The sequence below is a fragment of the Paenarthrobacter sp. PPS72 genome, assembly GCF_048537125.1.
Lineage (GTDB): Bacteria > Actinomycetota > Actinomycetes > Actinomycetales > Micrococcaceae > Arthrobacter > Arthrobacter nitroguajacolicus_E.
The window spans coordinates 1-19,243 of sequence record NZ_JBLYIE010000066.1 but is presented as its reverse complement, the minus strand read 5'-3'; the positions used below and the strand labels follow the sequence as shown (position 1 = coordinate 19,243).

14 protein-coding genes are annotated in these 19,243 nt (G+C 58.0%); 12 read left to right on the top strand and 2 right to left on the bottom strand.

From position 1 onward, the window contains the following. Positions 1 to 57 precede the first annotated feature (57 nt). Positions 58 to 1,242 carry a Gfo/Idh/MocA family protein gene (locus tag ACLRGI_RS21815; RefSeq protein WP_419203545.1) on the bottom strand — a complete coding sequence of 395 codons (1,185 nt, stop codon included), beginning with the start codon at positions 1,240 to 1,242 and terminating at the stop codon, positions 58 to 60. Between the two features lie 185 nt (positions 1,243 to 1,427). Here ACLRGI_RS21815 and ACLRGI_RS21810 point away from each other — a divergent pair, with 185 nt between their 5' ends. From ACLRGI_RS21810 to ACLRGI_RS21755, 12 genes are all read left to right on the top strand, one after another. After that, complete coding sequence (locus ACLRGI_RS21810; protein WP_419203544.1) at positions 1,428 to 2,195, top strand: SDR family NAD(P)-dependent oxidoreductase; 768 nt, start codon at positions 1,428 to 1,430, stop codon at positions 2,193 to 2,195. Between the two features lie 54 nt (positions 2,196 to 2,249). Continuing rightward, positions 2,250 to 4,010: an IlvD/Edd family dehydratase gene (locus ACLRGI_RS21805; RefSeq protein WP_419203543.1), complete on the top strand. Its 1,761-nt coding sequence runs from the start codon at positions 2,250 to 2,252 to the stop codon at positions 4,008 to 4,010. Positions 4,011 to 4,081: 71 nt separating this feature from the next. Continuing rightward, positions 4,082 to 5,065 (top strand): D-2-hydroxyacid dehydrogenase, encoded by a 984-nt coding sequence (locus ACLRGI_RS21800; RefSeq protein ID WP_419203542.1) that lies wholly within the window; start codon positions 4,082 to 4,084, stop codon positions 5,063 to 5,065. Between the two features lie 142 nt (positions 5,066 to 5,207). Next, entirely contained in the window at positions 5,208 to 6,671 is a 1,464-nt protein-coding gene (locus ACLRGI_RS21795; protein ID WP_419203541.1) for an APC family permease, read from the top strand. Between the two features lie 41 nt (positions 6,672 to 6,712). Further along, entirely contained in the window at positions 6,713 to 7,720 is a 1,008-nt protein-coding gene (locus ACLRGI_RS21790) for a Gfo/Idh/MocA family oxidoreductase (RefSeq protein ID WP_419203540.1), read from the top strand. A 628-nt stretch (positions 7,721 to 8,348) separates the two neighbouring features. Next, on the top strand, positions 8,349 to 9,233 hold the full coding sequence (locus tag ACLRGI_RS21785; RefSeq protein WP_419203539.1) for an ATP-binding cassette domain-containing protein: 885 nt from the start codon (positions 8,349 to 8,351) through the stop codon (positions 9,231 to 9,233). Further along, on the top strand, positions 9,230 to 10,228 hold the full coding sequence (locus tag ACLRGI_RS21780; RefSeq protein ID WP_419203538.1) for an ABC transporter permease: 999 nt from the start codon (positions 9,230 to 9,232) through the stop codon (positions 10,226 to 10,228). Before ACLRGI_RS21785 ends, ACLRGI_RS21780 begins: the two co-directional genes overlap by 4 nt. A 64-nt stretch (positions 10,229 to 10,292) precedes the next feature. Then, complete coding sequence (locus tag ACLRGI_RS21775) at positions 10,293 to 11,261, top strand: sugar ABC transporter substrate-binding protein (protein WP_419203537.1); 969 nt, start codon at positions 10,293 to 10,295, stop codon at positions 11,259 to 11,261. Positions 11,262 to 11,370: 109 nt separating this feature from the next. Continuing rightward, positions 11,371 to 14,325, top strand: a complete 2,955-nt coding sequence (locus tag ACLRGI_RS21770) for an FAD-binding and (Fe-S)-binding domain-containing protein (RefSeq protein WP_419203536.1) — start codon at positions 11,371 to 11,373, stop codon at positions 14,323 to 14,325. A gap of 614 nt (positions 14,326 to 14,939) precedes the next feature. Next, positions 14,940 to 15,605 (top strand): carboxyltransferase domain-containing protein, encoded by a 666-nt coding sequence (locus ACLRGI_RS21765; protein WP_402937209.1) that lies wholly within the window; start codon positions 14,940 to 14,942, stop codon positions 15,603 to 15,605. A gap of 32 nt (positions 15,606 to 15,637) precedes the next feature. Continuing rightward, complete coding sequence (locus ACLRGI_RS21760) at positions 15,638 to 16,312, top strand: TetR/AcrR family transcriptional regulator (protein ID WP_402937208.1); 675 nt, start codon at positions 15,638 to 15,640, stop codon at positions 16,310 to 16,312. A gap of 130 nt (positions 16,313 to 16,442) precedes the next feature. Continuing rightward, on the top strand, positions 16,443 to 17,906 hold the full coding sequence (locus ACLRGI_RS21755) for an APC family permease (protein ID WP_402937206.1): 1,464 nt from the start codon (positions 16,443 to 16,445) through the stop codon (positions 17,904 to 17,906). A 527-nt stretch (positions 17,907 to 18,433) separates the two neighbouring features. On the opposite strand, the gene ACLRGI_RS21750 is transcribed toward ACLRGI_RS21755, so the two are convergent. Continuing rightward, positions 18,434 to 18,931 (bottom strand): DUF4192 family protein, encoded by a 498-nt coding sequence (locus ACLRGI_RS21750; protein WP_419203535.1) that lies wholly within the window; start codon positions 18,929 to 18,931, stop codon positions 18,434 to 18,436. Positions 18,932 to 19,243 lie beyond the last annotated feature (312 nt).

Sequence of the window (19,243 nt, the reverse complement as noted above, 5' to 3'; positions counted from 1 at the left end):
GACGAGGCCGGATCATTATGATCCGGCCTCGTCTTGTTTGCAGATGACTGTGGGTGCTTAAGCCTGGTAGGTCGTCTTCCCGGAGACCTCCGGGACCTGGACCCAATCGCCGGAGCCAGCGCTACGCAGCGAGGCATCAACGAGCTCGGACGCTGACCAGCCGTCCGCGGCAGACGGGCCTAGTTGTTTCCCTTCGGCCACCGAACGCAAGAACAATGCCGCTTCAATGGTCTTGAGGTCATTGAAGCCGATGCCGGGGCCGGGGCCGGGCTGGAAGCGGCCGAACTCGCCGAAGGACGGGGGAGTCATGATGGTGCGATAGCCAGTGCGGTCGGTGGCGAGTTCCAGCTGGTTCATACGTTCAAAATTCCAGCGCAATGATCCCTCGGTGCCGTAGACCTCGATGATGTATTCCGCGTGCGGGCCGATGGCGACGCGGGTGGATTCAAACATACCGATTGCTCCACCCTCAAAGCGGGCAAGCATGGCAGTGTAATCCTCATTTTCCACCTTTTGCGTGACCTCGGAAGCCTGGCCCATATCGAAGGAATTCGAGGAGTTGCCAGCGGGGAGCGGTCGGTCCTTAATGAAAGTCTCGGTGACGGCGTTCAAGGACGTGATGCGACCTACCAGGAACTGAGCCAGGTCGAAGCCGTGGCTCAGTACGTCGCCCAAGACGCCGGATCCTGCACGTGCCTGCTCGTAGCGCCAGGTGAAGACTTGGTTCGGATCCGAGGCGTATCCGGTAAGGAGGCGAATTTGCACATTGGTGATCTTGCCCAGAGTTCCGGACCGGATCAGCCTCCGCGCTTCCGCCACGGCGGGTGCATGCCGGTAATTGAACCCGACCGAGGTAATGAGTCCTGCGGCCTCGGCACCTTGGGCAATCTCGCGCGACTCATGGGCGCTGCGGCCCATGGGCTTCTCAATCCAAAAGTGTTTTCCTGCCTCAATGGTGGCAAGTGCTATCTCGTGATGAAGGAAGTTGGGCGAGCAAATAGATACAACGTCCACGTCCGGGTTTTCCAGCACCTTGCGATAATCCGTGGCCGTTTCCTTGTAGCCGAGTGCGTCTTCGGCGTGATGGCGTCCGGCATCGTCCGGGTCGGCCGCGATCACCAATTCTGGATGACGCGGCAACTCAGGAAAGAACTGCTTGGTCGCCAGATACGCGCGGGAATGCAGTCTCCCCATCCATCCGACCGAAATCAGGCCAACTCCAATGCGGTTTTGCTGTTCCAAGAGCGCTCCTTAGTCTCTACCGCTGTCCGGCGGTGCAGTGCCGCAGACTGACGGCGGCATCTGTTGATTAGCCTAGGAACGTTGTCCGTGTGCTCTGTGTCTCAATGTGAGACAGCTGGAGGCAGCTGCGCGCTGTTTTAGTGGGACGTACTAGTCCGCCGCCAAGCAAGAGGAGCCCGTCACTGATGATGGACCGCGAGCAACAACTTCGAACGGAACCCCTTCGGGTTCTCATCACCGGGGCAAGTTCAGGACTTGGGGAAGCGACCGCAAGGCTCTTCGCCAAACGCGGCGCAACTGTGTCACTGTTGGGACGGCGTCCTGCCGAACTGCAGCGAGTGGCCGGGGAGATCGGCACCTGTGCGCACATCGTGGTTGCGGATGTCTCCGATGCCCTGGCAGTCAGGAATGCCGTCCAGAGCGCGGTGCACGCAATGGGTGGCTTGGACGTAGCGGTCAATGCAGCGGGTGTAGCCGGGAATATTGCCTTGGAAGACCTCACCGAGGACCACTGGCACGAGGTGCTGCAGACAAACCTGTCCGGCACTTTTTATGTGGCCAGGGAGGCGGCACTCCACATGAGGCGCTCCGGTGGAGGGTCGATCGTCAATGTGGCGTCCGATCTCGCCGCCATGGGTGTGCCGGGGCTTATTCACTACTGCGCTGCGAAAGCAGGCGTTGTGGGACTTACCCGCGCCATGGCGATGGAACTCGCCCCGCATGTGCGGGTGAACGTTGTTTGTCCTGGGCCAATTGACACGGCCATGCAGCGGGCCGAGCTTGCTGCGGCACCGGATCCATTTGAAGCCCGCACATTGAAAGAGCGCACAGTGCCGCTGAATCGGCTCGCGGATCCTGACGAGGTGGCGGCAGCCATATATTTCCTGGCGGTCGACGGAACCTTTGCCACCGGAACCAGCATGGCGTTCGACGGCGGCACATCTGCCGCGTAGTCATCGTCACCAAATTACCTGTCGAGACCTATCTAACCCAAGGAGCTATAAGACATGGAAGAGTCAAGCTATAAGGACCTCCGCAGTGCGCGGTGGTTTGCACCCCACGACCTCACGGGATTCGTTCACCGGACGGCGATTCAGGCTGAGGGCTTCTCGCGCTTCGCACTCAAGGACAAGCCGGTCATCGGTATCGCGAACTCATGGTCGGAGCTTGTCAACTGCAACATCCACTTCAAGCTGCTGGCCGACGCGGTGAAGCGTGGTGTTCTCATGGCCGGTGGGCTGCCGCTTGAGTTCCCCACCATTTCCTTGGGCGAGAGCTTGATGAAGCCTTCGGCTATGCAATTCCGAAATCTTATGGCGATGGACGTTGAAGAGTCCATCCGCGCCTACCCGTTGGACGCCATTGTGCTTCTGGGCGGCTGCGACAAGACCGTTCCAGCCCAGCTCATGGGTGCTGCTAGTGCAGATGTTCCAACCATTATGCTCACCGGTGGGCCCCAAGAGCCCGCGCACTTCAGGGGTAAGCAGCTCGGTGTCGGCACGGACACGTGGAAGTACGCAGATGAGCTGCGTGCAGGGAAAATCACCGAGGCGGACTTCGACGAGCTTGAGTCGGCGGCCAAGCCCTCTGCTGGACACTGCAGCGAAATGGGAACCGCCTCTACCATGACGTCGCTGGTTGAGGCACTTGGCATGTGTTTGCCGGGCACTGCGTCAATACCGGCCGTGGACGCGCGTCGTGCCCAAGCGGCCGAAGCCACAGGACGCCGGGCCGTGGAAATGGCCATGTCACAGGGACCAAAACCCAGCGAAGTTTTGACGAAAGAGGCGTTCGATAACGCCATAACCCTCTTGATGGCCGTGGGTGGTTCCACCAACGCCGTAGTGCATCTTCTGGCGCTCGCGAGGCGCGTCGGTAACGAGTTGCCGCTGGATCGCTTCCATGAGATTTCGCAACGTACGCCTCGAATTGTCAACGTCCGCCCCTCGGGCGAGTACTTGGTGCAGCAGCTGTTCCAGGTGGGCGGTATTTCCACGGTTCTCAAGGAACTGGGGCCGCTGCTGAACAAGGACGCCATTACCGTCACAGGACAGTCTCTTGAAAATGGTTACAGTTCGGCCCCCGAACCCGATGGTGTAGTGGTCAGCACCCTCGAAGCCCCGTTTGATGCCTCCGGAGGCATCGCCGTCGTCCGCGGCTCCCTCGCGCCCAACGGCGCGGTGATTAAGCGTAGTGCGGCGTCGAAGGATCTGCTGCAGCACAAGGGGTCGGCGGTGGTGTTCGAGGACATTTACGATCTTGGGCGCAGGATTGACGATCCTGAGTTGGATATCACCGAGGACTCCGTTCTGGTCTTGCGGAACAGCGGGCCCGTTGGAGCTCCCGGGATGCCTGAATGGGGTATGTTGCCTATACCCGAGAGGCTGTTGCGGCGCGGTATCCGTGACATCGTCCGTATATCCGACGCCAGAATGAGCGGCACCGCCTTTGGAACCACAGTGTTGCACGTGTCTCCCGAAGCCGCCGTGGGCGGACCGCTGGCCATTGTTCGGGACGGGGATCCTATTGTGCTGGACGTAGAGAACCAGCGTCTGGACCTGGATATCCCAGCCGAGGAGATTGAGAACCGGCTCGCGGAACTCAAACTGCCGGAGCCGAAGTATCGGCGGGGCTACGGACGGCTCTTTATAGATCACGTCAACCAGGCCGACGAAGGCTGTGACTTTGACTTCCTGAAGGGCCTTCACGACGAGGAGCCACAGCGCTTGCCGTATGGCCTTATGAGCGGTTGGCAGGGTGGCTGGTGAGTAGCTACGCGTTCAAACACGAGAACAACCGGGGGAGTGCCGTTGAGGGGAGAGGCCGGGAAGTGGAAACGGTGTCACGACCGAAAGTGATGGTGATTGTTCAGGAGGGCAGGCCGCTGCCTCCGCTTGAACGGTTGGAAGCTGAGGCTGAGGTCTCCGTGGTGCGCACTGCAGATGAATTTCGGGACGCTCAGCCAGGAACAGAGATCCTGTTCCTGAACGATTTCCGGACCAAACTTCTTCGAGAGGTAGGACCCGGCGAATTGTGCTGGATACACACATCCAGCATCGGTGTTGACAGCCTCATGACCCGCGAGATCATCGACAGCGACATTGTCGTCAGCAACTCCCGCGGCGTGTGTGAGCGTCCCATAGCTGAATGGGTACTCGGGGTATTGCTGATGTTCACCAAAGACCTGCGCCGCACCATCGAGCTTCAGCAGGCCCGGACGTGGCAGCATCGCGAAACCCAGCCGCTGTTGGGACGCAAGGTACTGGTTGTGGGGCCGGGGCCGGTTGGCCGCGAAACCGTTCTTCTCCTTCGTGCTGCTGGAATGGACGTTGACATTGTGGGTCGGTCTGCGAGAAATGATTCACAACTGGGACAGATCTCCGGCTTTGATGATCTTGACCGGCTTCTGGGGAACGTTGATGATGTGGTGCTCACCTTGCCGCTGACAGAAGAAACCCGGGGTCTGTTCAACTCCTCCCGATTCAGAAAGATGCAGCCTGGAGCTCGTTTGGTGAACGTGGGCCGCGGGGCGGTAGTGGTAGAGCAGGACCTTATGGACTCTCTTGACTCCGGGCACGTGGGTGGGGCGGCCTTGGACGTCTTTGAGCATGAGCCGTTGGACGCCGCTAATCCGCTGTGGGGCCGGCGGGACATCCTGGTGTCACCGCATGCCTCCGGGGACTTGATCGGTTGGCGGGGAGAAGTGGTGGACTGTTTTGCCCGGAACCTGAGGCGTTGGAAGGCCCACGAGCCGTTGAAGGACGTTGTGGACCTGAAAAAACTCGATCCGTCTGCTTCGGTTACAGCGCAGAAAAGGACCTGATAAAGCCAATCCCATGGGATATTCCACGACTTGAATCAGAGTGGAATATCCCATGGGATCCCGTGTCTCAAGCTGGTACAGTGCTTCCACGATCCTCGTCGATAGTGTGATTCAGCACTCTAAATTTCGTGACGAGGATTACATGTCAAGCACAACAAGAGGTACGACGAAAACGCCGACCCAACCCCGGGAACACAAGCTCAGCGGCAACATGGGCGTAGGCGAGTTAGTGATGAATGTTCTCGCCTTTTCCTCACCGCTGACTACCGTTGCAGGCACGCTGCCTGTGATGCTTCTGTTTAGCGGCCACACGGCACCGGGCATCTACCTTCTGGTGACGCTCATGCTGCTGATTTTTTCAGTTGGCTTCGTCAAAATGAGCCGCAGCGTTGAAGCTCCGGGCGGTTTCTACTCATTCGTCACAGCCGGCCTCGGTAAACCGGCGGGCCTTGGGGGAGCGCTGCTGGCGCTGTTTGGCTACATTTTCATCGGGTTCTTTGCGCCGTCCCTCTTCGCGCTGACGCTCCAGAGTTTCGTGGTCAACACACTCAACGGCCCTGACATCCCCTGGTATTGGTACGGGCTTGGCATCATTGCCATCACTACCCTCCTCGCCTACAACCGTATTGATCTCTCGGCAAAGGTTCTGACCGTCGTCATGCTGCTGGAATCGGCAGTAGTCATTGTTTTCGACGTCGCAGCTTTTGCAACTGGATCAGGGGAGATGGTTCAGGGGATCGGCTTCTCCATGCCGTGGATCACAGATGCCGGCCTGGGGTTGGCGCTGCTGTTTGCCGTTGGGAACTTCTTCGGATTTGAGGCGACTGTCATCTACAGGGATGAAGTCAAAAACCCGGACCGCACCATTCCCAGAGCCACCTACATTGCAGTGGTGGGAATCGGATTGTTCTACGCCGTGGCGGCATGGGCCTACACGGCCTTCATCGGGCCTGACAAAGTCCAAGGCGAAGCTGCAGCAAACACAGTGAACTTGTTCAATGATGGTGCCACGGTGTTGGTTGGAAAGATATTTGCAGATATTGCGATTGTCCTGCTCATCACCTCGATTCTGGCGTCAATGCTGTCGATCCAAAACATCGCCGCCAGGTATAGCTTCTCGCTGGCCGCAGACGGAGCGTTGCCTTCGATTCTAAGCCGGGTGCATCCCCGTCATAAGTCGCCCTACCTTTCAGCGTTGGCCGTTGGCCTACTGTGGGCCGTCGCGACCGTCGTTTTCACCGTCATTGGGGTTGCCCCGGAGGCCTTGTATCCGATTGCAAGCGGGAGTGGCACTTTCGCAGTCCTGCTTCTGATGTTCATCACCAGTTTTGCCGTCCTTGTCTATTTCGTTCGCCGCCGGCGTCTGAACCCGGATTCGGTCTGGAAGACCATCGTGGCTCCGATTGTCAGTGTCGTTTTTCTTGGGCTCATCACCTACCTCGCCATCACCAATTACCCGGAACTTATCGGCGGCTCTGCAGTCATGACCGCGATCTTCATGAGCTTCACTTTTGCCTTGTTCTTTGGCGGGATTGTCTACGCATATCTCCTGCGGTCCAAACGACCAGATGTTTATGCGCGCCTGGGCCGGCAAAAGATCGACTAGTAAACAAAACGTACTTCAACATCAACAACTGGAGATCTGCAATGACGCAACAGAGCAGAGTCGGCCTGTTCGGAACCGGGCGTATAGGCCAAGTACATGCCATGAGCCTGGCCACCTTGGACGAGGCAACGCTGTCCTGGGTTTGTGATCCGTTCATTGAGGGGGCAAAACAAACAGCTGCCGAGTTCGGTGGTCGGGTGACTGACGATCCTGATGAAGTGTTCGCTTCCGGCGAGGTCGATGCTGTCATTGTTGCCTCTCCCACGGCGACTCATTTGGACCTTGTGGAGAAGGCGATCGACGCTAACGTGCCAGTACTGTGTGAAAAGCCAATCGACTTGGAGATTTCCCGCGTAAATGCATTCCGGGATAAAGCCGCAGGATCAGACGTTCCGGTTGCTCTTGGTTTCAACAAGCGCTTTGACAGGCACTTCGTCGAACTGAAGCGTCGCGTGGCTGCCGAAGAAATCGGGGCCTTGGAGCAGTTGCTGATCACCAGCCGGGACCCGGGCGAGCCGCCAGCAGCCTATCTTCCCCAGTCCGGCGGAATTTTCCGGGATATGACCATCCACGACCTTGATATGGCGCGATACTTCATCCCAAACATCGTTGAAGTTTCAGCGCATGGTGCAAACGTCTTCAGCGACGCCATCCGTCTCGCGGGGGACTTCGATTCCACCGCTGTCACTTTGCGGGGGTCCAACGACGAACTCGTGACGATCATCAATTCGCGCCACTCAGCCTACGGTTATGACCAGCGGATCGAAGCCTTCGGGTCAAAGGGACTGCTGCAGGTGGGGAATAAGAACGATAACCTCGTTCGGCACTGGGGACCTCGATCCGTTGAATCCATAGGGCCCTACCAGGACTTTTTCCTGGAGCGCTATGCAGAGGCCTACCGTCTGGAAGTTGCAGAGTTCCTCCGTGCTGTTCGAGGACTGCCTTCCAGGAGTCCCGGGTTCGAGGACGGCCGCGCTGCATTGATTCTTGCGGATGCCGCCGAGAAATCCGCCCGAACCGGCACTGCCGTTGAAGTAGACCTGAGCTAATCAGGTAACAAGGCCGCCTGCCTGGGCCGCAGATGTTCTCGCAACGACATTTGCGGCCCAGAGCAGGCATTTTCATTGAAAGCACCTTGGTGATCCGTTGCCAATGGGAAGGATGGGTAACTGGACATGAACGCAGCACATAAGTCAGAGAACGAAATGCGGGCCAGCTGGACACCGCCAGCCGGATTCTGGGAGAAGACGGAGCCAGGGGACGCTGTCCGCTTGCAGAGGCCTGGATGGCCACCCTATGACGGATACGTTGACGATAGGACTCCCGACGGTGATATCGTTTGGGTTCTTTCGTTAGGTGAGCGTCGACTATTTCACAAAGCCGATGGCTACAGCCTTGTGGTGTGGCCATAAGTAACTGCTTCTAGCGTCCTTCATTCACTTTAGAAGCTACATTTGGCTTGTAGTTGAAACGAATCATTTCCGTGTTCCAAAGTGGCACACATCCTCTGAACGCCAGTCCGTCAAAGTTCTAGTAAGTGAAACAGTGTGGCGAAGGTCACGCGGATTCGGGGCTTTAGAACCATCCCGACTCAGCAGGTCAAACAACGTAGTTTGATTGGCCGCGACTCAAGTGTTTCACCGGATCATTCACATGGCCCTAACGAACGAGGATGAGATGACCGAAGCACCACCGGCGACCCCTCCACTGGTCGCCCTGAAGGACATACACAAGACATTCGGAGCGGTGTCCGCCCTGCGCGGCGTCAGCATCGATGTCCAGCCCGGCGAAACCTTTGCCCTGCTAGGCGACAACGCCGCCGGCAAATCTACGCTGATGAAGGTACTTACGGGTGTGTACCAACCAGACCGAGGTTCGATTGAACTGGACGGCAAGGCGACTGAGTTCCCAACCCCGTCGGCTTCCCGCGATCAGGGCGTGGAGATGGTCTATCAGGACTTCGCTTTGGCGGATAACTTGGATGTTCGGTCCAATATCTTCCTGGGCCGGGAGCCGCAGAAAAACATTCTCGGCCCTTTGTTGCGGATTATTGACCGTAAAAAGATGGAACTCGAGACCAAGCGGGTGCTCGAACGTTTGGATATCCCTATCAATCCGCGGCTTAAGGTCAAGCGGTTGTCCGGCGGACAGCGCCAGGCAGTAGCGATTGGCAGGGCACTGGCATTCGATGCCCGCCTGATCATCATGGATGAGCCAACGGCAAACCTGTCGGTAGCCAAGGTGGACAAGCTCATTGAAGTGACCCAGCGACTCAAGGATCTTGGCATCGCGGTCATCATCATCACTCACCGACTGGATGAGGCATTTGCCGTGGCAGACCGCTTCGCAGTCATGCGCCAAGGCCAAGTAGTGGGCCGCTTCCGGGTAGGTGAAGTTACCGAAGCGCAGGTGGCGCACCTCATCTCCCACGGCACGTTGGATGACTACATCGACGACGGTGCAGGCATCTCCGAAGAACGCCGCAAAATCGGAAGCACCTCATCAAGGGATGTCGTTGATGCGTTGGCCACTCCAGGTACTACGAATGGGAGCCACTCATGAGTCTCACAATGGAAAATATCAAGACCAAGCTCGGACCCGCTGACCTGAAAGAAGGAATGACGGCCACCAAGGTCAAGCGCTTCATTGGTGACTATGGGATCATCATTCTTTTCGTAGTAATCCTCGTCTTTCTCGCCGTCGCTGCACCAAACTTCCTGACTGTGAATAATATCGTCAATGTCGTCCGGCAGTCGTCCATCATTGGGCTTATCGCCCTCGGTATGACGTTCATTATGATCACAGCCGGCATCGACCTATCTGTCGGCTCGATTGTTGGTTTGGCCGGTATGACCTTCGCATTGCTGGCCCCGGCAAGCGGTGGCGCCTTCTGGTTGCCCCTGGTTGCAGGCCTCGCAGTAGGCCTGCTGGTTGGATTCCTGAGCGCAGCGTTGGTGGTCTGGGGAGCCATCCTGCCATTCCTGGCAACACTGGCGACCATGGCAATTGCCCGCACGGCAGTCCTGGTCATGACCGACGGGCAGGTTGTTTCCGGGCTGAGCGGACCTGCTGAATGGCTTGGTTCGGGCTTCATCGGTCCGGTTCCTGTCCCGGTCATCATCTTCTTGATCGCCGCAGTTATCTGTGAATTTGTTCTCAGCCGAACCAAATTCGGTTCGCACGTGTATGCCGTGGGTGGCAACGAAGAGTCCGCCAAAAAGGTGGGCATCTCAACCAGCCGCGTGCTCTTCACCGTGTACCTCATTGGTGGCGTGACGGCGGCTCTGGGAGGTCTGGTTCTGACTGCGCGTCTGGACGGCGCGGCACCGGTTGCCGGCACCGGATATGAACTTCAGGTGATTGCCGCCGTCGTTATCGGAGGAACGAGTCTCTTCGGTGGCGTAGGCACCATTCGCGGAACGGTCATCGGGGTCCTCCTACTGGGTGTGGTCATGAATGGCATGAACCTCATGGGTGTCTCGTCGTACTACCAGCAAGGTGTCCAAGGCATCATCCTGGTCCTCGCCGTCCTGCTGAACCGGTGGAAATCCGACTGACGGCGCCCACCAACAAGCAGTAAACAATCTCCCCAAGCAATCAGAACCACTGAAAGGAACAATCATGGGAATTCGACAAAAGCTCGCCGTGACCACCGCAATGCTGGCCGCAGGGGCACTTACCCTCACCGGCTGCGGGGGCAGCAGTACCCCCGGGACCTCGGAGGCTGCAGGCAAGTCCTACAACATCGGCGTTGTGGTCCTTGACCTCCAAGACCCTGATCTGGCACACATGACGGATGCCATGAAGAAGACGGCTGATGAAAAGGGCGTCAAGCTCAACATCACCGACTCCAAGAAGGACGTTGGCAGTGAACTGAACCAGGTTGAGGATCTCCTCACCCGACAGGTTGACGCCGTCATCATGCAGCCGTTGGACGGGGAGGCCAGCCAGAATGCGGCGAAGCGCGTCATTGCCGCCAACATTCCACTGTTCATCCTGTCCACCGAGTTCGCCGAAGGTTCAGACGTTGAGTACAAGAGCTACATTGGCGTGGATGACACCGTGGCCGGTGAAATGCAGGCCGAGTACCTGAACAAGGCCCTTCCGGAAGGCGGCAATATCGTGTTCGCCGCCGGCATTTACGGCGCCTCCTGGACCGATCGCCGCAAGAACGGCTTCGACAGCAAGATCAACAAGAATTTCAAGGTCGTGGCGGAATTCCAGGCGAAGGGAAGCCGTGACGACGCCAAGCGCAATATGGAAGACACCCTTCAGCGCTTTGGCGCTGGCCAAATCGATGCCGTAGTGGCCAACAATGACGAGATGGCTATTGGTGCAGCCTCTGCCATTGCTGACGCGGGACGGACGGCCGAGTTCAAGGCAGTAGTTGGCGTTGATGGTACTGAACCAGCCATGCAGGACATCAAAGCCGGAACAATGTCAGCTACGGTCCGACAGGACTCTGCTGGGCAGGGCGTCAAGGCAGTTGAGGTTGTAACTGACTTCCTCAATGGTGGAAATGTGGAGAATCGTTACACTCTGCCGTTCACGCTCATCACCAAGGACAACCTTTCCGAGTTCTTGAAGTAAGCAGCTGATCAGTCCAACGGGCACAGCGGATTCGTCCGCTGTGCCCGTTCTGTTTTGGCACAGTCTGGCGCGCACCCCAGCTGCCTAAACTTCTTCCGGAACCCTACGAATGGAGAACGCAACCATGTCCCATGGTGACAACGGCGACACGGCTCTGAGGCAGTTGCTCGCCCGGTTGGAACATCACGGCGTAGAGGTGGACGACTCTCCGCGAAGGCGGTCTGAGTACTCCTACGATGCATCGAATTATCGGGTAAGACCTGCCGCTGTCGCCTTCCCAAGGAACGTCGACGACGTACGAACAGTTATGCGCGTATGTTCGGCCCTGGGAGTTCCCATGACTACGCGCGGCGGGGGTACCTCGATGGCCGGGAACGCCATCGGCGACGGTTTGGTAATGGACCTCTCTCGCCGCATGAAGACGGTAGGAGCTCTCGACGCCGAAGATAGGACAGTTTGGGCCGACGCAGGGGTTGTCCTCGGTGAGCTGCGCGCGCACGTTGAAAAGGCCACCACGGGGACTCTGACATTTGCACCGGACCCTTCCTCTCTGACCCGGGCCACCATCGGCGGTTCCATCGGCAATGACGCCTGCGGAAATCACTCGGTGGCCTATGGGCGAATGACGCATCATGTGCGGGAAGTGGAGCTGGTCACCGCGGACGGTGCCTACTTGAAGGCCGGGCGTAATTTCCTCCGCGCTGTTGACGAAACTGACACCCACTCAGTTGCCCGAGCGCTGGAACTCACGGACTGCCTGAAAGCCTTGGCCGCTGAGAACATGGCCAGGCTCCGCGTTGAGCTGCAGACCATTCCCCGGCAGGTCTCTGGTTACCACGTGGGCCACCTGCTGCGGGAACACGGATTTGATGTGGCCGCGGCATTAGCTGGCAGCGAAGGTACGTGCGCAGTTGTTGTGCGGGCACAGGTGGGCCTCGTATCGAAGCCCCTCAGCACAGCCCTGCTGTGTTTGGGCTACCGCGACACCATCGATTCCGCGCGTGATGTCACTTCCATTTTGGCTGCAAAGCCGAGCGCTATCGAGGGGCTGGACGTCTCTATCGTGGACATCATGCGGCACCGGCGAGGAGCCGCCAGCGTTGAGTCGTTGCCTGATGGCAGCGCTTTCCTCATGGTGGAGTTTTCGGCTGACACCTTGCAGCAGGCGGGCGCTTCGTGTCAGGAACTGGCTGACAGGCTCGGCGCGAATGGGCGCGTTGTTGATTTCAGGATCGTCGCCGACCCCGTTGAGCGGGCAAAACTGTGGCGTGTGCGTGAAGACGGCGCCGGACTCTCGTCCCTGCGGATCGACGGAGTGCAAACGTGGCCGGGTTGGGAAGATTCTGCGGTAGCCCCGGAACGGCTTGCCGACTATCTGTCGGACCTCCTTCCACTGGTGAAAAGGTACGGATACACCGCCCTGATGTACGGCCACTTTGGGGCGGGCTGCGTTCACATGCGGCTGGACTACGATCTTCGCAGCGACGCTGGACGCCAGGTATTTGGTGACTTCACCCGTGAAGCGGCCAAGCTGGTAGTGGCTCATGGCGGCTCTCTGTCCGGTGAGCATGGAGACGGTAGGGCACGCAGCGAATTGCTGGAATTGATGTATTCCAAGGAGATGATGGGCATCTTCAGGGCCTTCAAACACATCTGGGATCCGGCCGGAATTCTCAACCCCGGGATCATCGTTCATCCACTTCCCTTCGATGCATCGCTGGCTTTGGAAGGTGTCGTCAAACCCGGACCCAACCATGCTGAGCTAAGCGCAGACCCGGGTGGCGCCGTCGTACTTTCCTCTGGAAATCGCGAACTGCTACCGGTCTCGAGTCCTTTTGTGGGTAATACCCACGCCTGCATCGGCGTAGGCAGATGCCGTTCCACCACCGGGGGGTTCATGTGCCCCAGTTACCGGGCTACCAAGGATGAAAAGGATTCGACTCGCGGCAGGGCCCGGGTATTACAGGAACTGACCCGTGCAAATGGCAGCAGCAAGGATGGTTGGTCAAGCCCGGAAGTCCGGGAGGCCCTGGACCTTTGCCTATCTTGCAAAGCCTGTTCCACTGACTGCCCAACTGGCGTAGACATTGCCGAGGCGAAATCAGAATTGGTCGATGAGTACTATCGTGGACGGATCCGGCCCTTCACGCATTACTCCATCGGGTGGCTGCCCCGGTGGCTTCCAGTGCTGACGCGGGTGGCGCCACTGGCCAACTTGGGAACCTCATTCCGGCCCTTCAGGCTTGTGGGGGAGTGGTTGGGCATCAGTGCTCGACGACGGCTTCCCGCTTTTGCGGCTAATGGCAAGATCCGAAGGCGGGTGACTGAGGCCAAATTCGTGGAAAACGCCGACATCCTTGTGTTCATAGACAGCTTCACCCGCGCTTTCAGGCCCGAGGTAGTTCCGGCCGCTGCCCGAGTGCTCGGTGACACAGGCAAAACCGTAGGCTGTACGCCGGACGCCTGTTGCGGTCTGACCTGGATCTCCACGGGTCAGCGCGGAGGGGCTCGACGACGGCTGGCCCGGTTGATCAGCAAGCTCGATGACGGCACAGACCGGGACATTGTTGTCCTCGAACCCAGTTGCGCTGCCACCATCCGCGACGAAGGTCCGAAACTGGTCGGCGGCGCCGCTGCTGCGAGGGTCGCGGCCAGGGTGCGATCCTTCGCAGTCGCCTTGGATGAAGCCGTTGCGGGAGGATGGAAACCGAAGGCCTTGCCGCCTGAATCAGCAGTATTGCAAACGCACTGCCATGAGCATGCCGTGTTCGGCTCGGGTGCCCAGAAACGGGTCCTGGAAGCCTGGGGGGTTTCCAAACTGGTGGAATCGTCCTCGTGCTGTGGTGTGGCCGGCAACTTCGGTTTCGAGGCTGAGCACTTTGACATGTCGATGAAAGTCGCGGAGCACTCGATCATTCCTGCCCTTGCGACAGGAGATAGCCCGGCGCTTGTTCTCACGGACGGTTTTAGCTGTGCCATGCAGGTCTCGCAGATAGACGCGAATTACACAACCAAGCATCTGGCCGTGGCGCTGGATCCTTATAGCGCCCGCTGGGTTGGCTAAATGGAGTACTTCGGCATCTTCCTGGTCCTAGTTGCTGCCGGGCTGCGTTTATTCGGCGACCATTTGACCAAGCCTGGGCCTCAACCGCGAGCGACAGCAACGATGCGAGGTATCCACAGCGTGCCGCCTGGTGCAGCGGCGCTTCTGATTGCTGCATCTGGGATCTTCATCTTTGTTATCAGTATCAGCTCGCGTTTGAGTCACTGAGTTCTTTTGCGGTGTCTCAAACTGACACGGATGGAGAGGTCCGCAAAAACCCAAACTGGAAGGGACCAAACGGCACAACTAATTCTTAAGGGTTGATCCCGATGATGAACAGGAAGCTCGCACAAGGACGGCACGTTGAGTGGCTGCGAACCTCACCTCACTCCAGTGAGACGGATCCCGGAGAGCGCAGCGACCATGCACTAAAGCGCTCTGGCAGGACTGTTCATCGACTCCTGCAGGAGATGTCGGAGGGCCGCGACACGAGCGATGCGTGGCCGTGGCCAACTCGGGGCATTTAGCCCTGCAAGCTGCGGTCCGTAGCGCTTGTTCCTGGCACTGTGTTCAAGCGCTACGGCCCGCTTTCCTTTTTCGCGCGGAGATCTGAGGGCATTGTGAATCTCCAAGATATGGCTTTCATTGCCTGTGAACCGGGAAAGCTGCTGGTGGAAATACTGGCTCCAGCCTTTCCGCGTCCGCCCGTAGAAGCGTTTGTGGAGGCCGTCCAGTCCCTTGAATCAGTCGCTATCAATAGTTTCAAGAAGATGAAGGATGGCGTCCTTCTCGAATACGACGAGCGTTCTATAGATGCGCAGGACCTCAAGGCCTTCTTAGCGGCTGCCTATTCAACGGTCACCTATGACTCTGGTAAGCATTGCCCAGCAACGCACATCTTGCCGGTCACGTTTGGAGGTCCAGCCGGTCCGGACCTGGCTGTGGCAGGTGTCCTTTTAGGTACATCGGAGAACACCCTGATCAGGCGGATCTGCCGAAGTAGACACACTGTAAGAATGTTTTCGGAGCCCGGGGCATCTGCGCTCCTCGAATTGCCATGGTCGGACGGTGGCCTCCAAACCGTACAGGCGAGCAGATGCAAACGGGCTGTGCCTCCGGGGTCGCTGACACTGTCTGGGGCTGGCCTGACTATTGCCAGCCGCGCATCTTATTCGGACGAACTCATCTTGGGACGGGTGAACAACAATTCGGTCGAGGCCTCCGTGCTCTTGAGAATGGGCGATCATGTATGGCTGAGAGGACGGTTAGATTCATCCCCTAGGCTAACGAGTGTTCGTTAGCTAAGCTGGAGTTATCACTGTTGATAAACGGAGTGGATGATGTGAGCGAATCGCCGCGTGTGCAAGCAAATGCCGCTGTCAGAAGGTTCTTGGCGGGGCGTGATTGGTCAATTCAGACTCCGGCCCGGCGCCGAATCGTGGCAGGCTTCCTGCAACTCGCCACGGCCCGCGGCTTTGAGTCAGTCACCATGCGAACTTTAGCTCGGGAGGTAGGCGTGAAGGCACCCAGCATCTACTCGAGCTTTCCCGAGGGAAAAGACGAGATCGTAGCTGAGGCGCTCCGGTCGTTTACACATGCCTTCGCTTTTGACCTTCTTGCGGGAGCAGAGAAGGCGACGTCAGCCGAGGAATACTGGGCTGCGCTCGTTAGAGGCCACCTGGCCCAACAGCTCCAGAGACCTGAACCAGGTCTCTGGGACCTATTGGTCGCCACTGACAAAGTTGCACGATTCCTCAAAGACGAGGTCCGCGCCGATCTTGACCAATGGGTGCGGCTGCACGAGGACATGTACATTGCCGCAGCGGAGGAGATGGGCTTCGAGCTATCTGTTCAGACCGTCCGAGTGATATTTACTTTCCTGGATGGTGCCCGGCGATGGGCCGATTGGAGCGGAAGTGATGGGGAGCTTGCTCAGTTAGGCGACCGTTCTGTTGCGCTGACACGCACCCTCCTCAATGTCAGCAGCGGAATTCGCAGCCCCGCTTAGTCAGCGGCGTGCTCCGTTGTCGACCCCAGGCGACTGCGCCGCTGCAAGCGGTGTCTCAAGCTGGCACACCACCACGGCAATCGGCGTCGATACTGTGATTCAGAACTCACAACTCAGTGACGAGGACGACATGAATAACACCACAATTGACGCTCCTCAGGCGACGCGTCATAGCCAAGAAACCCGGCTCAGCGGCAACATGGGGGTGGGAGAGCTGGTAATGAACGTGCTGGCCTTCTCCTCACCTCTGGCCACAGTGGCCGGAACTCTGCCGGTTCTCTTGATGTTCAGCGGGCAGACAGCACCTGCCATCTATGTACTTATTACTCTGATGTTGCTGATATTTTCTGTCGGCTTCGTGAAGATGAGTCGCAGTGTCAAAGGACCAGGCGGCTTCTACTCCTTCGTTACGGCCGGATTGGGAAAGCCTGCCGGTCTTGGAGGCGCATTTCTCGCGCTGTTTGGCTACATCTTCATCGGATTCTTTGCACCTTCGTTCTTCGGTGTGACCCTTCAGGGCTTCGTTATGAATTCCCTGAATGGCCCGGATGTCGCTTGGTATTGGTATGCGCTAGCCATTATCGCCGTGACCACACTCCTCGCGTATAACCGCATCGATCTCTCGGCGAAGGTGCTCACTGTCGTCATGCTCCTGGAAGTGGCCGTGGTGGTGACGTTTGACATTGCGTCGTTCTTAGCAATGGGGATGGAGGCGGTACAGGGAGCGGTCTTTGCCCTTCCCTCTCCAAGTGACGCAACCCTAGGCTTGGCGCTCCTGTTCGCCGTCGGTAACTTCTTCGGATTTGAAGCCACAGTCATCTATCGGGACGAAGTACAGAATCCCGACCGGACCATACCCCGGGCCACCTATATTGCCGTCGTCGGCATCGGGCTCTTCTACGCGGTCGCTGCGTGGGCGTTTATCGCGTTTTTGGGACCCGAGAATGTGCAGTCGGCAGCGGAGGCGAACACGGTGAATCTCTTCGATGACGCCGTTGGGGCGTTGGTCGGAAAAGTCTTTGCCGATGTCGCTGTAGTGCTGCTTATCACCTCGGTACTCGCTTGCATGCTTTCGATTCAGAACATTGCTGCCAGATATAGCTTCGCATTGGCCACCGATCATGCTTTGCCATCGGTTCTCGGTCGGGTGCACCCCAAGCACAAGTCTCCCTATATTTCGGCCTTGGCTGTTGGACTCATCTGGGCTGCCGCCACGGTCATCTTCACTGCGCTGGGTGTCTCGCCGGATGACCTTTATCCGATCGCAAGCGGAAGCGGCACTTTTGCTGTTCTGCTGCTGATGTTTATCACGAGTTTTGCGGTATTCGTCTACTTCCTTCGCCGCCGCCGGTTTGCTCCGGAGTCTCTTTGGAAGAGCATCATAGCGCCACTGATCAGTGTCGTTTTCCTAGGGGTCATCACTTACTTGGCGATCGCCAACTACCCGGAACTCATTGGCGGTTCAGCCGTTCTCACTGTGATCTTCATGAGTTTTACCTTCGCGCTGTTTTTGGGTGGCATCCTGTACGCCCTCTTCCTCCGATCCAAGCGTCCCAACGTTTATGCGAGGCTGGGCCGGCAGAATGTCGACTGATCCTCGATAGGACTTGCCGGAATCTGAAATTCCTTACCGAAAATGCTCCGCTAGTTGCCGTTCCCATTATTGGAGACTCGAATGAACAGCTATTACCCGCTCGCTCTTCTACTCGCTCGACAAGAAGCTGCGCAAAGCGCCTTTGAAACCGCAACCAGTGCTCTGCCAAACGCTCCTGTCGTCCCTTACGCTGAAAAATCTTCACCGCGTTGGTTGGATGCCCTACGCGGGCGCGTTGCAACGATACTCCATCGCGTTGCGTGGGCACTTGAGCCAGAGGATCACATCGGCATCGATCACTAGCCAGGCTTTTCGCGCCAGTAGCGGGTGAACTGATTGCGCTTCGGCGTTTTGATTTTTTCGGATGGCGGGACGGTGGATGATCCATGGAAGTTCGTTAATCTCACTTCCGCGCTCCGATCCATGAACTCAATCTCCCGGACGGTGCCAGGGCTTGGACACGGGACTGTGTAGAGGCCCAGCCCTAGTCCGATACCCCACAGAGCATCATCGGTCGGCTGTAACCTTCAAGGCATGTCGAGCCGGGTTTTGTAGGCGGTGTCTTTGTTGGTGTTCCAGCCGGCAATGATGCCGGCTCCGAGCATTTGGTCCGTGAGACGAGCGAAGCGGTAGCCCGGATCCGTGTCGAGGGCGAGTTGCATGTATTGATGTGCTTTCGAGCCTCTGCCTTCCCACCAGTTGATATAGCCGATGGTGGTGAGGATGGCTGCGGCATGTTGCGGACTGGTCCTGGTGTAGGCATGGATGAGGAGTTGTTGTGCCCACTCGATACGTGACCATTTAGGCGCGCTCTCGGTTTGCGCGAAGAGGATGTGTTGTGGTGGTTCGTCGATGCCTGGGATGTCTGCCATGAGCCGGTCGCGGATGTGGGGGAACTGGAAGTTTGCGATGAGGGTGGTGCAGTCCTCGTCGGTGGGGAAGTCGTTGCTGTCGAGCATGGCTGTCCAGACCTTGCTGGCTTGTAGCGCGGCTTGATGCGGTGCCTGGGCTCGGATGGTGTTCATGCAGTTTTCGACGGCAATGGCGTGGTCTGCTTCGTGGGTAGGTGTTGGGAGGATGATTCGGTTGGTGGGGTCGATGGTGCTGCCGCGGTAGATGAATTCCGCATTGACGCGACTGTATTCAGTTGTGCTGATCGGTAGGCTGACGTCTTGGCCGGGCTCGCTGTCATAGGGGGAGTAGGCGTTGTCGGAGACGAAGTGGTTGGGCCCCCGTTAGCAGTCCAGCGTTTATGCGATAGCTAATTGGTTTTCTTGCGTCCAGGTTTCCCAGTAGCGTTTCGGCGTCATGCCGTCCAGGGATCCGTGGGGCCGTTC